A 13,705-nucleotide genomic window follows, 5' to 3' on the forward strand; every position below is an offset into this window, starting at 1 on the left:
GGCGATCTTTTTGCGGCGCTCGAAGGCGACGATCTCCAGGGCAAGATCGACATGGTGGTCTGCAATCCACCCTATATCTCGACCGGCCGGCTGGAGGGGGACCGCGCGCATCTGCTCGACAACGAGCCGCGCGAGGCATTCGACGGAGGCCCCTACGGCATTTCCATACACCAGCGCCTGATCCGGGACGCGCTTGCCTTCCTGAAACCAGGAGGCTGGCTGTTGTTCGAGTTCGGCGAGGGCCAGGAGCGGCAGGCGGCTGCACTTCTCTCACGGGCGAAAGCCTATGCACCGGTCACCTTCGCATCCGACCGTGACGGCAAGCCGCGCGTCGCCATCGTTCAGAAAATCGCCGGCCCGGTAGAGGCCGGCGCCGGAGAGCAGGCCCGATGAGCGAAATCCGTTCGCTAGACCACGCGGACGTTCCAGCGGTCGCCGGAATGTTCCAGCGGGTGTTCCGTGACGAGCGGACCGCTTCGCCAGCACTTGCCGACTATATGCGGCAACTCTATCTCCACGGGCCAGGCTGCGATCCGGAAATCAGACCTCTCGTGCATGTGAACGACGAGGGTCGGATTACCGGCTTCGTCGGCGTCAATGCGCTGCCGATGACACTGAACGGCCGGCACTTGCGCGCCGCGATCTGCGGATCGCTGATGGCGGAAGACCGGGAAAGCGACCCCTTGGCCGGAGCGCGCCTCATGAAGGCCTTCCTCGCCGGTCCGCAGGATCTATCCTTCAGTGAGACAGCAAGCGAAGTCTCTGTGCAGATGTGGACGCGGCTTCGCGGCGTGGTCCTGCCGCAATACAGCCTCGACTGGGTGCGCGTCATCCGTCCGGCGACCTTTAGCCTGAGCGTCGCCTCGAACCGCATCAAGCCCGCCCGGCTCGCCGCCCCCTTCGCGCGCGCACTCGACAGGTTCTATCGCAAGCGCATGGGCCAGGGCGAGCAGCGCTGGTCCGCCCTGCCCGAGGCGGGGGCGGCACCGGCCGGCTTCACCGCGACCGAGACGGACCGCAGCGGCTTTGCGGCCGTCGTCGACCAGTTCACCGCGCCGTTTCCGCTTCGCCCCGAATGGAGTGACGGCCAGCTCGATCACGTCCTTGCCGATGCCGAAAAGAAGCCCGAGCAGGGCGAACTCGCCTACGCGCTGGTGACGGCGCGCACGGGCGCCGTGGTCGGTGCATTCGCCTACTACGTCAAAGCCGGTGAAATCGGTCGGGTACTGCAGATCCTGGCGCGGCCAGGGCAGGCCGGGCCGGTCATTGACTGCCTGGTCGACGAGGCGTCGAGACGTGGCCTTGCGGGTTTGCGCGGGCGCACACAACCGGCGCTGATGGAAGCCATGCTCGGCCGACGCATCGCCTTCGTGCACGTCGCCTCGACCGTTGTGCATTCGCGCGACCAGACCATCGTCGAAGCCTGCCGCGACGGACAGGGCTTCTTCAACGGCATTTCCGGCGAATACTGGAGCCGGCTGATCGGCGGCAGCTTCGATTGACGATGGCCGGCGGTGCGGCCAGGCCTCAATAGCCGGCAATTTCCTCCACGGGCTGCACCAGTTGCGGCCCGAGATGCAGGTAGCGCGTCGCCTTGCGCTTGGCGGCGATATCCGCCCAGACCCTTTCGACCTGGACCACGGTCAAGCCGGCCGCCTTGGCGACGGCCTCGATCTCGATCCCGTGATTGAGGCCATAAAGGCAGAGGTCCATGCGGTCGTAAGGCAGGGAGAAATAGAACTCCTCCTGCGTCTGTTCCAGCGAATAGGTGTCGGTCGTCGGCGGGCGACGGCAAACTTCCGCGGGAACGCCGAGATGGGCGGCAAGCGCATAGACCTGCGACTTATAGAGATGGGCGATCGGCTTTACGTCGGCGGCGCCGTCGCCGTTCTTGACGAAGAATCCCTGGTCGTATTCCAGCCGGTTGGGCGTGCCGAGTACGGCAAAGTTCAACCGATCGGCATGATAGTACTCGACCTGCTTGCGAGTGCGTTGCTTCATGTTGGTGGCCGCAACGACGCCGAGATAGACCGAGGGCGGCATGCGATGTTTCGATTGCACGCCTTCCGGGCTCTGAACGACCAGCGAGGAGATGTTGTAGCCTTCTCCCTCAAGCGCGTTGGCGATGACGACCTTCGAGGCCCATCCGTCGCCATAGTCCGGAACCAGTTCCCGGATGAAGGCGTCGCGGCGCTCGTAGCAGCCCATGGCCTTGAGGGTCGGCCCGATGTCTTCGACGATCGCCGCGACGCCGAAGGTTTCAGCGACCAGCCGGCCGAAGCGCAGGCTTTCCGGATCGGAGTCGTTTTCCGGCATGAACAGGCAGAAGACGTTCTTGGCGCCGACCGCGCGCACCGCAAGCGCCACGGAAACGCTGGAGTCGATGCCGCCCGAAAGCCCGAGCACCAGACCGCGCTTCTTCATGGAGCGCAACTGTCCGCGCAAGGCGGAAACGATGCGATCGGTCTCGGCCGCGTGGTCGATCGTCAGGGTTTCGGCCGAAAACGGGCCATTGCCCCCGGTTGTTCTGATGTTCATTGTGCAGGCTCCATCGTCTCGGCGGCAAGTCGGCGGCTGACCTTGCCGGTATCCGTCTTCGGCAGTTCGGTGCGGAATTCGATGATCTTCGGCACCATGAAATCTTCGAGGTGGCGGGTGCAGTGGCGGATGATGTCCTTGTCGGTCAAGTCAGGATCCGTGCGCACCACAAGGGCAGCGATCGCGTGGCCGAGAACCGGATCCGGCATGCCGATGACGACGGCCTCGGCAATGCCGGGATGGGCATGGAGCACGGTCTCGACTTCCTTGGGCGCGACCTTCTCGCCGCGGGTCTTGATGATATCGTCCTTGCGGCCGACGAAATAGAGAAAGCCCTCTTCGTCCGTCTGGAAAAGGTCGCCCGTATAGAGCACCTTCTCCCAAGGGTTCGGCCCGGGCCGCAGCATGCGCTCGGTCGCCACGTCGTTGCGCCAGTAGCCCTGCATTACATGCGGCCCGCGGATGACGAGTTCGCCGGGAACGCCCGGCGGCACGCGGCTGCCCTCGTCGTCGACGACGAAGGCTTCCGTGTTGGGGATGGCAATGCCGACGGAGCCCGGCCGGCGATCCAGTTCCTCCGGCGGCAGGTAGGTGCAGCGCTTGCACTCCGTAAGCCCGTACATCGAATAGAGCCGTGCGCCCGGGAAAAGCTCGCGCAGGCGGGCGATATGCGGCGGCGGCAGGGCCGCGGCGGTGTTGGAGAGGTAGCGCAGGCTCGGCAGGAAACCCGGCTCCAGGTCGCGCATCTGCAGGATCATCGCCGCCATCGTCGGCACCAGCGGGAAGCCGGTGACGCCCTCCTCGCGAATACGCTCGAAGATCGCATGCGGGAACGCGAAGGACTTTTCGAGCACCAGCGTCGCCCCCAGCCTGATCGCCATCAGCAACTGATAGAGGCCATAGTCGAAGGCGAGCGGCAGCACGTTGAGGATGATATCGTCGTGCTCGTTGCGCAGATAGGTGGTGATCGATTCCGACGCCGCATCGATGTTGCGGTGGGTCATCATCACGCCCTTCGGGCGGCCGGTCGAGCCCGACGTGTAGATGAGCATCGCCAGGTCGACGTCAATGCCGCCATGCGGCACCGGCGTCGCCTCCGCCGACAGGCAGCCCTCGAAGGGCACCGCGCCGGCAGGCGACTGGCCATTGGGCGCCGCGGTCGATGCGACGATGATATCCGCCTTGCCGCTGCTCTGCGCCCGGGCGTCCGCCACCACCGGCATCAACTTGGCCTGCGTCAGGATCGCAGCCGCCTCGCAGTCGTCGATGATGTAGGCGAGCTTGTCGGCCTTGGTCGAGGCGTTGATCGGACTGAAGGTCGCGCCCGCCTTCAGGATCGCAAAGATCGAGACGGCCGCCTCCCAGCAATTGTCCATGAACACGAGGACGCGGTCGTTGCGCTTGACGCCTGCCTTTGCCAACGCGGCCGCCAGCCGGCTCGACAGATCGTCGAACTCGCCGTAGCTGAGGCGCTTGCGATCGGTGACCAGCGCCGTCTTGGCCGCATGCCTTGCCGCATTGCCGATGAGAAACTGCTCGAACCGCATGGAACGCCCTCGGGTCTTGGTTAGGCCGTGGCCGGCACTCCGGCCTTTGCCTCGATGAAGGCCGAGATGCGCGCGAGCGAATCGAGGTTCGCCGGCACGATGTCTGCGTCGGCCATGGCGATGCCGAACTGGTCTTCGATAAAGGCGACGAGTTCGAGAACGCCGGTCGAGTCGATGATATCGTTCTCGATCAGAGAGGCGCCGTCGGCGAGATCGTACGAGGTATCGCCAAACAGGAAGTTCTCGATGACAAAGGCCCTGACCTTGTCCTTGATGGTTTCCGTCATTTCCATTTCCTTTCCCAATGGGTTTCAGGCCGCTTGAGCGGCGCGGATGCTGGTGCCGGTAAAGGTCTGCAGCCAGAGCTGCGTCGACAGGATGCCGACGAAGGCGGCATTGTCCCTAAATCCGGTGGTCGGTTGCGACTGGCATTTCTCGTAGAGCTTGCTCACGGCCTTGGCATTGAACAGACCGCTGTCCCCGATGCGCGTCTCGCTCATGGCATCGCGAACGTAATCGAGTTCGCCAGGCCCCGTAAACGAGTGGCTGTCGGGCGCGCGATAGGGCTGCTTGGTGCGCTGGCCGATGGTCGGCGGAAGCAGGTCCTTCGTCGCTTCGCGCAGGATGTGTTTTTCCACCAGCCCCTTCAGTTTCATTTCCGGCGGCAGGCGCGTCGCGAACTCGACGAGGCGGTGGTCCAGGAACGGGAAGCGTCCTTCGATCCCGTGCGCCATGGCCATGCGGTCGCCCTGGCTGGAGAGAATGTAGCCGGGCAGAAGGAAACGGCTTTCGAGATACTGCGCCTGGTGCAGCGGATGCCAGCGACCGAAGGCAGCGGGAAGCCGGCTCGCCAGATCTTCGGCCGCGTCGTAGTCCTTCAGCGTGGCGCGCAGGTCAGGAGAAAAGAAGATCTTGGTCGCGGCCGTGCTTTTGAACCGCGGGCGGTGCGAGAACAGCGGGTCGTTGAGCGGCACGTCGCCGGCGCCGAAGAAGGCGGCGAGATATTCCGCCGATTGCTGCTGCAGGCCCGGCAGATAGGGGTAGAGCTTGCGGAACAGGTGCGGCCGGATTCGCGAGCCGGACTGGCGGCCGCAGAAGCGGCGCACCCGCGACTCCTTGAAGATATCGTATCCGGCGAAGACCTCGTCGGCGCCCTCGCCCGTCAGCACGACCTTCAATCCCTGCTCGCGCACGAGACCCGAGAGCTGGTAAAGCGGGGCGGGTGCCGTGCGGATAATCGGACGTTCGGCGAAACGGACGACCTGCGGAAAGACCTTCGCGATGTCGCCGGCACGACAGGCGACCGCGCTATGATGCGTGCCGAGCGCCTTCGCCATTTCCATCTGGAAGGCGCTCTCGTCGTGTTCGACGCTATCAAACGTCACGGAAAACGTGCGCAGACCCTGCGGCGCCATTCCGGCCGCAAGCGCCGAGACGATGGAGCTGTCGAGCCCACCCGAGAGATAGGATCCGACGGTCACGTCGGCCCGCATGCGGATCCGGGTCGCATCGGTAAGAAGGGCGCGTAGTTCCTCGGCCGCGCTACGCTCATCGGCAAACAGCGGCGGCGCGTCGTGGTCCGGATAGTCGAGTTGCCAATAGGGGCGGATCGACGTCTTGCCCTTCTCGACGATCATCAGGTGAGCCGGCTCGAGCTCTTGAATGCCACGAAAGCCGGTCCGCGGCGCGATCGGCGCCCAAAGGGTAAAAATCTGGTCGAGCGCAACGGGATCGAGTTCGGCTGAAATGCCGGGAACCTGGAGCAGCGCCTTGATTTCGGAGGCGAAATAGAATGTCCCGGCATGGGTCGTGTAAAACAACGGGCGCACGCCCATGCGGTCGCGCGCCAACACCATGCGCTGACGGCGTCTATCCCAGATCGCGAAGGAGAAATCGCCGTTGAGGACGGACAGGCAGTCCTCACCCATCACGGCGTAGAGATGCAGGATGACCTCGGTGTCGCTCGCGGTGCGGAACCGCCGCCCCTTGGCGCGCAGTTCCTCGCGCAATTCGACGTAGTTGAAGATCTCGCCGTTGAAGGCGATCGAAAGGTCGCCGGTTTCGTCGGACATCGGCTGCTGGCCGTCGCCGAGACCGACGATCGACAGCCGTACATGGGCGAGCCCGGCCTCCGGTGCGGCAAGAACGCCGTTTTCGTCCGGGCCACGATGCGCGATCGCAGAGGCCATCCTTTTGAGAAGGATTTCCGCATCCGGGACCGACCCGAAATAGCCACCGTAACCGCACATGCCGAGATACTTTCACACCGTTCGATCACTGCCGGACCATAAACCGCATGACGGAATCATGGGTTAATCTCCGGCATTTTCTAGTTGTATGGTAAATACCGCCGTTCAGGCGCCGCGTTGAGGATAAGCGCCGCTGGCCCTTGCCGTCAGCGCTCCGGAATTCGTCTTTTCGATGCCATCCTGAGCATCAGATACAGAAACAGAATCGGCCAGAAAACGCAGACCAGAAGCCCGGCCACGCGGTACATGTTCCAAGGTGCATGCGCCTGCAATCCTTCAAGGTAGGTCATCCCCACGAGAAAAAACGCCGTCAGGCCATAGGCGACACCGGCAACGTATAACCAGGACATGCAACCGCCCTCCGCGACGCGCCACAACCAAAACCAGGAAATAGCAGCAGCGAAGCTATACCACCGGAAGTAACATTTTGAAACGAAGAGTTAACTTTAAGCGGGGGCATGGTTAACCGAACCGAGGATCGTTTCGGTTCTCGGCGGATGCCCGGACATTACCGTCCTTGTCCTCATGCATGAAAGGACTTGAGCCGCCAAAGGCTCCTTAGCGGCTACCCTCGCGCGCCACGAACAGCAGGTCGAAACCGCGAAACTCCCGGCGCGCGATCGATTTGCGTAGCGCCGTCCAGATTGCCGAGGGATTGTCGAGGCGGAAGCCCTTCAGGCTACGGATCAATCCGATAGTGGCGGTCATGGTGCGAAGGACGCGCGACAGCCTGGAGCCCGTCAGCGACGCAAACAGGATCTGCGGATGAACCGCCAGCAGCACGCCGGCCGTCCGCATCCGATCGATCGTGCGGAACTGGTCCAGCGCGCGATACTCGTAACCTTCGATGTCGATCTTGAAACAGAGCCTTTCGGTCCGCGCCATGTCCTGAAGGGCTGCGATCGTCACGGTGTGCGCACGTATCGCCTCGCCGTCGTCGTCGGCGATCAGGGCCGATGTTTCGGAGCTGCCGAAACCGCCACCGACGGAATGCAGCACGAGAACGTCATCCTCCGATAGCGCGGCATTGATGACCCGCACTTCGCCGCAATTCTCCGGCTGCATTTCCTTGAGGATGCCGAAACAGACAGGGTCGGGCTCGACCGTGATGACGTTGTCGGCAATCTGCGCCGCCCAATAGGGCGTCACGCCGATCCAGCCGCCGATGTCGATGAAAGTCGTCTTGGCGTCGACCAGGCGCGCGATGTTCTGGAACGTGCAAGGCTCCCACTCGCCGTTCTGCAGCCGCGCGAAAAAGCGCTTCTTTTCCGGCTTGTCGGGAAACTGAACGGTCTTGTGGAAATAGGTGATCGAACGCATGGCGCTTCTCTAACCCATATCCGGACGAAGCGGAATGGATTTTGCGAAGGGCTCATATGACCGAGGCGAATGGCTGCCCCGGCACATCGCCGCCTGCATTTTCGGGAAGGTTCGCCCGTACAAAGGAGGTGCCGTCAGGCGTCCACCGGCTCCATCGAGCCGCGGGCCTCGCTGAGCTCCGCCGTCGTTTGCGCGAGGCGGTCGGCGAGAACGCGCATGATTTCCACCGCCATCTCGGGGAAATCGGCCAGAAGCTTGAGGAAATCGTCCTTGCGGATGCGCAGGGCCTCGAGCGGCGTGCTGGTGCGCACCGTCGCGGTGCGTGGCGTGTTGCAGAGGATGGCGATTTCGCCGACGATCGAATTCTGCTCGACTTCGGCGATCTTGAAAGGCCCACCCGCCGTATTGATGAGCACCTCCGCCTTGCCGGAAAGAATGACATAGGCCGCGTCGCCGATGTCACCCTGATAGAACAGCGCTTCGCCGGCGCTGTACATGACCCTGTCGGACGTGAAGGCCAGAAGTTTCAGCTTTGCCGGCGGCAATCCCGAGAACAGGGTTATTCGGCGCAGCATTTCGACTTCATCTTTGAGCAACATCACAATCCGTGTCTCCGAGTTCCCGTCGGGGGCAACTTGCCTCCCGCATCGCGGCGGGACCATATGCTCGTGCCCTGACATTAATATTACATCAAGATGCCATTTCCTTGTAGTCAGGTCGTTCATCCACATTGGCGTCGTGCAGCAGGCGCCCGTTTTCGAACCGGGCGACGCGATCGAAGAGGTCCGCCAACGCCGGATTGGCGAGAACCCAGATGACCGCAGGATCACGCCCGCCCTGATCGAGCATCGCAAAGACGTTGCGGACGACCTGTTCCTGGACGCGCTGGTCGAGCGCCAGGAGCGGTTGATTGAAGATGTAGTAATCGCAATTGCGGATCAGCGCGCGCGCAAGGTCGAGCTTCTGCCGCTGCGCGGCCGTCAGCCGCTTGCCGCCGGCGCCGACATTGAAGTCGAAGCCGAAAGCAAGCACTTCGTTGTAGAGACCGCCCGCCTCGAAGAGATCCCGGACGATCGCGCGGATTTTCTCCGAGCCGTCGGCATGTTTGTGACCGATACGTCCAAAGAGCACGTTGTCGATAATGCTGCCGGACGCGATGAAGCGGTTCGGGCGGTAGTGCTCGATCATCCCGGCGAGATCGGCCGGCAGGCCTTCGTCGAACTCGCGCCGGGCGGCGACGATCTTCGCCATGACCTCATCGGTCAAAAGACCGAAACGGTGCCGCGGCTCGATGTAATCGAAGCACAGCCTGATCACCTTGATCTGGTCGTCCTCGGAGACCTCGCCCTTGCCCTTCGTGCGTACCTTCTGGAGGATGGCCTCATAGACCGGGATTTCCTCGGCGGTCATGAAGGTCAACTGTTGGAAGAACGGGTGATCCGGCGGCAGGTCGCGGAACAGTTCGACGACGTTCTCGGCGATCTCGATGCCCATCTCATAAAAGGTGTCGCGCAGGCCGACCCGCTGCAGGATCGTCTTGAAGAACGGATGGTTCTCCAGCGCATCTGCCCACATCACCTGATCGGTGATGGTGCCGAAGAGCATGTTTTCGCCGATCGTCGCCTCGACATTGTAGGTCCCGGGCTCGAAGAACACGACGAGGTCGCTGAGCTTTTCCTTTTCGAGACGCTGCCGGAGCGCGCTGCGCATCTCGACGATGCCTGCGGCGAACTCCGCATGCTCGTGGGGATCGATGGTCGAGCGCACGGCCAGCGCCATGACGTCGTTGGTCAAAAGCACCGCGTCGAGAACCGGCCGGATCTGCACGAGCAGATCGTCCGGCCCGTTTGCCCCGGCGGATCCATAGTCGATCCAGTCGCTGTTGACGTCGAGATACGGGTTTCCGGCCAGCCGGGCTTCGGTCACCTCCCACTTGCGGTGCGTCGCACGCTCGCCCTCATAGATCTCGTCCGTGAGCGGCGCATGCTTCAGCCCGTAAAGGATGTTGTCACCGAGGCTGCCCTGGAAGACGTAGACGTCGGACGAGGCGTAGGCGATCCGTCGGCCGGTCACCGATTCCGGCAGCTCCAGGATGTCCTGGCCCCCGACGAGCACCTTGCCGCTTGCCGGCCAGACGAGCCGGCCGAAGGCCTCGGCGAGCACTTCGCCACCACCCATCAGCGCCACCTTCTCGCCGGGCTGGACCTGCAGCGAGACGTGGTCGAGCAGCGTCGAGCCGCCATCGTCGATCACCGTCAGATTGACGGCGGCAAGCGGGCCTGCGAGCGGCACGGCAGCGGTGGTTGCCACCGCCTGGACCTTGGGATCGAGCAGCGTGTCGACGCTGAACTGCTCGACCACCTGCGCATATTTCACCTGGACGTCCTGACGGGCCTGGTCCCAGTCGATCAGTTCCTTCAGCGGACCCGGCAGGTCCTTGTAGGCGCCGATGACGGCAACGAGCTGGCCGATGTCGAGGCGGCCCTGCAGGGCGAAATAGCCGCCGATCGCGTAAAACAGGAAAGGCGTGACCTGCGCGAGGAAGTTGTTGATGAACTTGACGAGGAATTTCCACTGGTAGAGGTCGTAGCGGATCTTGAAGATCCGGCCGAGCCGCGCCGCGATGTCGGCGCGCTCGTAGTTCGACGTATCGTGGCCACGGATCGCGCCGATGCCGTCGACGATTTCGCTGACGCGGCCGGAAAGCTCGCGCGCCGTCAACTGCCGCTCGCGCCCAAGCACAAGCAGCCGCTTGCGCATGCGCGGAATGATGACCGCCTGAACCGCGACGATCAGCGTTGCGATCAGCCCGAGCCAGAAGCTCTGCAGCAGGATGAACACGAGCGCCGTCAAGGCCTGGCCGCCGAGCAAGGCGGGCGAGACGAAGGCATCACCGGTGAAACCACCGAGCGGCTCGACCTCGTCCTTGATCATCGTCGCGATTTCGGCGGGCTTCACCCGCTTGAAATGGCTGGGCGGAAAACGCAGGACCCGGTCGACGAGTTCGAAACGGATGCGGCGCAAGAGCCGCTCGCCGAGCCGGCCCTTGAACGTGTTGATGTAGAATTTGAAGAGGCCGTTGACCACCACCAGCGCCAGGAACACCAGGCTGAGGGCGAGCAGCATACCTTCGCGGCCGAGCTGGAAGCCGTCAAAGACGTTGAACGTGCCCAAATACGGCAGGTCGAAGGATATCGGCAGGAAGGCCTGGGTGGCCTCCGGGCTGTCGAAGCCATCGCCCTGGATCGGCCCGTTGACGATCTGCTTCGGCAGATCGAACGACAGGAAGTAAGGGATCATCGACAGCGCGACGACAACCAGGATCCAAAGCTGGTCCTTGCGCGTGTGGGTCCAGATATAGCGGGAAAGGCGTGGTTCCATGTTACTGGCGATAGGACCTTATTGAACACGACTGCTGCTGGCGGGCCGGGTTGCCATATGTCCCCAGCACGCATCACTCTTCGGCGACACCTCCGGACGGGTACCCTAAGGCACGCTCCTGAAGGGACGCCTGCATATTCCGCCCGGCGCCGAATCCGGTTGATCGATTATGCAGGTGCGAGGGAAATCTGCAATGGACGCGGTTTCCAACAGGCGGCCTTGAAGTCAACCGGCAGAGGTCGACGCTCCCGAAAGCACACGCCGTTATTGCACTCGCTCGATGCGCAGCTTACAACGACCGCATGAAACAAACCAGCCATCCCCCCTGCCAAACCAGCGATTGGTACGAGCATGCCTTCGATCTCGCGCGTGGCATCGCCGCCTATACGCGCAGTCCGCTGATCGAAGGGATCGGCCGGGTGATCGCCAAACATCCAGACGCCCACATCGCCAATGCCTTCAACCACAAGCAGGTTGCCTGCAAGGTCTGGGCGCGCGATACGCTCTTTGAGGTGGCCGGCCCCTCCTACGGCAAGATCGCCATCCTCGGCGGCTGGTACGGCATTCTCGGCGCCATGCTGCTGGAAGACCAGCGCTTCGATGTGGCGGCAGTCGACAGCTTCGACATCGATCCGGACGTCGAAGCGGTGGCGCGGACGCTGAACGCGGCCTTTCCGGACAAGTTTCATGCCGTGACGGCGGACATGTATGCGATCGACTACGCGGCGCTCGCGGCAGACGTGGTGATCAATACGAGCTGCGAGCATATCGCAGACCTCAAGGCATGGCTCGATCGCATTCCGGCCGGTACGCGGGTGCTGCTCCAGTCCAACGACTATTTCAGCGAGCCGACGCATATCAACTGCGTGGCCTCGGTCGAAGAATTCGCCAAGCAGGCGGCACTGACGACCGTGGAGTTCGCCGGCGCGCTGCCGACCAAAAAATACACCCGCTTCATGCTGATCGGCACGGTCTGAACCGATCGAGATCGCACTTGTTTGCCGGGACAGCACCCGTGCGCTCCGGCACCGTTGTCTGTCGTCGGCCTCCACGGGTACCGCCGCCCCCCGACGTTCAGTCATGCGTCTCGGCGACCCTTGATTTCATCTCGTTCCAGAGCGACGACGCGGTTCCTGCGAACGCCTTGTAGCCTGCCTCAAACGGATGTCCGTCGTTATCAGGATAAAAGCGCTGCCCGGCCAGGATCGCATCCCGCAAGGCGTCAGTCGTTGCATCCACCGCACTACGATACGGCAGATCAAGCCGGCCGGCGACCTCCCGAATTTTGTCCTCGAGTGCGATCTGACGCTCGACACTGCGGATGAAGGCGGGATCGGCAACCGCCAGCTGGCCACCGCGCCGAAGGTGTTCGAAAACCACACGCTCCTTGGACGGAATCAGCAACAGTCCTACCCGTCCCCGTCCCTGCGCGGCCCAGTCGGCCGCAAAACGTTCAAAGTCCGCAAACATCGCCGCTGTCTCGGACGAGGCCAAATCGCTCATGCGACCGGCATCATCCACATAGCGCCTCGACACGGGTGGGATCCCGTCCGGGAACCGGTAATATTCGGACGCCTCATCGCTGCCCGTGCCAAGGAAGCGCGCATACAAGCTCGTCACACGGTCCTTTATCGCATATTGATAAGCGCTCAGAAGCGCGACGTTCTCGAACAGCTTCGTCTTGATGCTCGCCGATCGCGCCTTGGTGCATTGCGTATGGCTTCCGGTCGGACTGAAGAGAGCCTGCAGGTGAAGCCGCGCCTGCTCTGCAAGCCAGAAGTCGGAACGCGCGTTCATGATATCGCATGCCGAAAAAACGATCGCGAAGTCGTTGCCTGGGAAAATGGCGACTATCGCGCCTTTGGCTCCATTTGCCAGCACGTCCTGGACGATCGCGTGGTAGGTGTAGATGCCGTAACTTCCGACACCGAAATTGTAGGTGTGTTCGCCGGTGATGGCCTGCAAGACGGCCGGCCAGGCCTGGCCGCTTTCGACGTTGTTGCCATAGGTCATCGAGTCGCCGATTGCGGCGACTTGAAAGCCCTGCCGTGCGCCTGCCGGGTCGCGGAAGCCGTCCTCGTCAACGCCGGAAAGGGTAGGATCGAGACGATAGCCATACTTCTCGTCAATGCTTCGATGCGACTGCGTTCCGATCGGAAACGGCGTGAACATGCGCAGCATTACCTCCCCGGCCCCCAATGCCAAGGTCACTGAGATCAACAGCGCGATCAGATTTCTCAACTGCCCCTCCTGCCTTACGCGCTCGACGCGCCGAAATCCCCTGGCATTGCTCTGCGGCCGCCGTTCACCGCGGGTGCCCCGCTGCCTCCACGCTCGCCAGCCGGCGCCGCTGCAGCGCACCGGCGAAGCCGTGCGCGAGAGGCCGGCGGATGCTGGGGAGGTAGACAAGGCAGGAAAGCCGTGCGGGAAACTCTTCGCCAAGAGTATGACCCAGTCCTGGCAAGACCTTGAGTTTAGTGCACACAGGAACCCAGGTTATCGTTCGGCGGAAATGCACTGCGTATATTCAGAATCGGTATTATTGATTTCACTAACATGCCATTCCGGAGACAGCCAGCCGGGACACGCAGAACGCGAGGAAAATATCCAGGCTCCGTACATACTGGCAGATAGACGAATGGTCGTCCGACCATTGGTTTGCCGAGCGAC

The 13,705-nt window shown here is 62.7% G+C and carries 11 protein-coding genes and 1 pseudogene; 3 read left to right on the top strand and 9 right to left on the bottom strand.

What is annotated here, in order from left to right:
* A pseudogene (locus tag ASE71_RS37220) lies at window positions 1–393 on the top strand (methyltransferase); the annotation flags it as partial.
* Window positions 390–1,502 carry a hypothetical protein gene (locus ASE71_RS30275; protein ID WP_060521763.1) on the top strand — a complete coding sequence of 371 codons (1,113 nt, stop codon included), beginning with the start codon at window positions 390–392 and terminating at the stop codon, window positions 1,500–1,502. The pseudogene ASE71_RS37220 and the gene ASE71_RS30275, both read left to right, overlap by 4 nt.
* A 25-nt stretch (window positions 1,503–1,527) precedes the next feature.
* Here the strand turns inward: ASE71_RS30275 and nadE are convergent, their stop codons facing one another.
* The 8 genes from nadE to ASE71_RS30315 form a co-directional block, all read right to left on the bottom strand.
* On the bottom strand, window positions 1,528–2,538 hold the full coding sequence (nadE, locus tag ASE71_RS30280) for an NAD(+) synthase (RefSeq protein WP_060521765.1): 1,011 nt from the start codon (window positions 2,536–2,538) through the stop codon (window positions 1,528–1,530).
* Window positions 2,535–4,085, bottom strand: coding sequence for a class I adenylate-forming enzyme family protein (locus ASE71_RS30285; protein ID WP_060521767.1), 1,551 nt, complete (start codon window positions 4,083–4,085; stop codon window positions 2,535–2,537). The genes nadE and ASE71_RS30285 overlap by 4 nt, the downstream gene beginning before the upstream one ends.
* Before the next feature lie 20 nt (window positions 4,086–4,105).
* On the bottom strand, window positions 4,106–4,372 hold the full coding sequence (locus ASE71_RS30290; protein WP_034799210.1) for an acyl carrier protein: 267 nt from the start codon (window positions 4,370–4,372) through the stop codon (window positions 4,106–4,108).
* 24 nt (window positions 4,373–4,396) lie between these two features.
* On the bottom strand, window positions 4,397–6,334 hold the full coding sequence (gene asnB, locus ASE71_RS30295; RefSeq protein WP_060521768.1) for an asparagine synthase (glutamine-hydrolyzing): 1,938 nt from the start codon (window positions 6,332–6,334) through the stop codon (window positions 4,397–4,399).
* A 146-nt stretch (window positions 6,335–6,480) separates the two neighbouring features.
* A complete protein-coding gene (locus ASE71_RS30300; RefSeq protein ID WP_034799207.1) occupies window positions 6,481–6,684 on the bottom strand; it encodes a hypothetical protein in 204 nt (67 codons plus the stop codon).
* A 208-nt stretch (window positions 6,685–6,892) separates the two neighbouring features.
* Complete coding sequence (locus ASE71_RS30305) at window positions 6,893–7,654, bottom strand: FkbM family methyltransferase (RefSeq protein WP_060521770.1); 762 nt, start codon at window positions 7,652–7,654, stop codon at window positions 6,893–6,895.
* A 134-nt stretch (window positions 7,655–7,788) separates the two neighbouring features.
* Window positions 7,789–8,253 (bottom strand): cyclic nucleotide-binding domain-containing protein, encoded by a 465-nt coding sequence (locus ASE71_RS30310; RefSeq protein ID WP_034799203.1) that lies wholly within the window; start codon window positions 8,251–8,253, stop codon window positions 7,789–7,791.
* A gap of 91 nt (window positions 8,254–8,344) precedes the next feature.
* Entirely contained in the window at window positions 8,345–11,035 is a 2,691-nt protein-coding gene (locus ASE71_RS30315; protein ID WP_034799202.1) for an ABC transporter transmembrane domain-containing protein, read from the bottom strand.
* Between the two features lie 302 nt (window positions 11,036–11,337).
* Here ASE71_RS30315 and ASE71_RS30320 point away from each other — a divergent pair, with 302 nt between their 5' ends.
* On the top strand, window positions 11,338–12,012 hold the full coding sequence (locus ASE71_RS30320; RefSeq protein ID WP_060521771.1) for a class I SAM-dependent methyltransferase: 675 nt from the start codon (window positions 11,338–11,340) through the stop codon (window positions 12,010–12,012).
* A gap of 97 nt (window positions 12,013–12,109) precedes the next feature.
* Here the strand turns inward: ASE71_RS30320 and ASE71_RS30325 are convergent, their stop codons facing one another.
* Entirely contained in the window at window positions 12,110–13,276 is a 1,167-nt protein-coding gene (locus ASE71_RS30325; RefSeq protein ID WP_060521773.1) for a hypothetical protein, read from the bottom strand.
* Between the last annotated feature and the right edge of the window lie 429 nt (window positions 13,277–13,705).

The sequence above is a fragment of the Ensifer sp. Root954 genome (assembly GCF_001429005.1).
Taxonomy (GTDB): domain Bacteria; phylum Pseudomonadota; class Alphaproteobacteria; order Rhizobiales; family Rhizobiaceae; genus Ensifer; species Ensifer adhaerens.

Excerpts from the sequence above, each read along its gene's own strand:
- ASE71_RS30315 (WP_034799202.1), bottom strand. The coding sequence starts at position 11,035 with ATGGAACCACGCCTTTCCCGCTATATCTGGACCCACACGCGCAAGGAC.
- ASE71_RS30310 (WP_034799203.1), bottom strand. The coding sequence starts at position 8,253 with ATGTTGCTCAAAGATGAAGTCGAAATGCTGCGCCGAATAACCCTGTTC.
- ASE71_RS30290 (WP_034799210.1), bottom strand. The coding sequence starts at position 4,372 with ATGACGGAAACCATCAAGGACAAGGTCAGGGCCTTTGTCATCGAGAAC.
- ASE71_RS30320 (WP_060521771.1), top strand. The coding sequence starts at position 11,338 with ATGAAACAAACCAGCCATCCCCCCTGCCAAACCAGCGATTGGTACGAG.
- asnB (WP_060521768.1), bottom strand. The coding sequence starts at position 6,334 with ATGTGCGGTTACGGTGGCTATTTCGGGTCGGTCCCGGATGCGGAAATC.
- ASE71_RS30300 (WP_034799207.1), bottom strand. The coding sequence starts at position 6,684 with ATGTCCTGGTTATACGTTGCCGGTGTCGCCTATGGCCTGACGGCGTTT.
- ASE71_RS30275 (WP_060521763.1), top strand. The coding sequence starts at position 390 with ATGAGCGAAATCCGTTCGCTAGACCACGCGGACGTTCCAGCGGTCGCC.
- ASE71_RS30285 (WP_060521767.1), bottom strand. The coding sequence starts at position 4,085 with ATGCGGTTCGAGCAGTTTCTCATCGGCAATGCGGCAAGGCATGCGGCC.
- nadE (WP_060521765.1), bottom strand. The coding sequence starts at position 2,538 with ATGAACATCAGAACAACCGGGGGCAATGGCCCGTTTTCGGCCGAAACC.
- ASE71_RS30305 (WP_060521770.1), bottom strand. The coding sequence starts at position 7,654 with ATGCGTTCGATCACCTATTTCCACAAGACCGTTCAGTTTCCCGACAAG.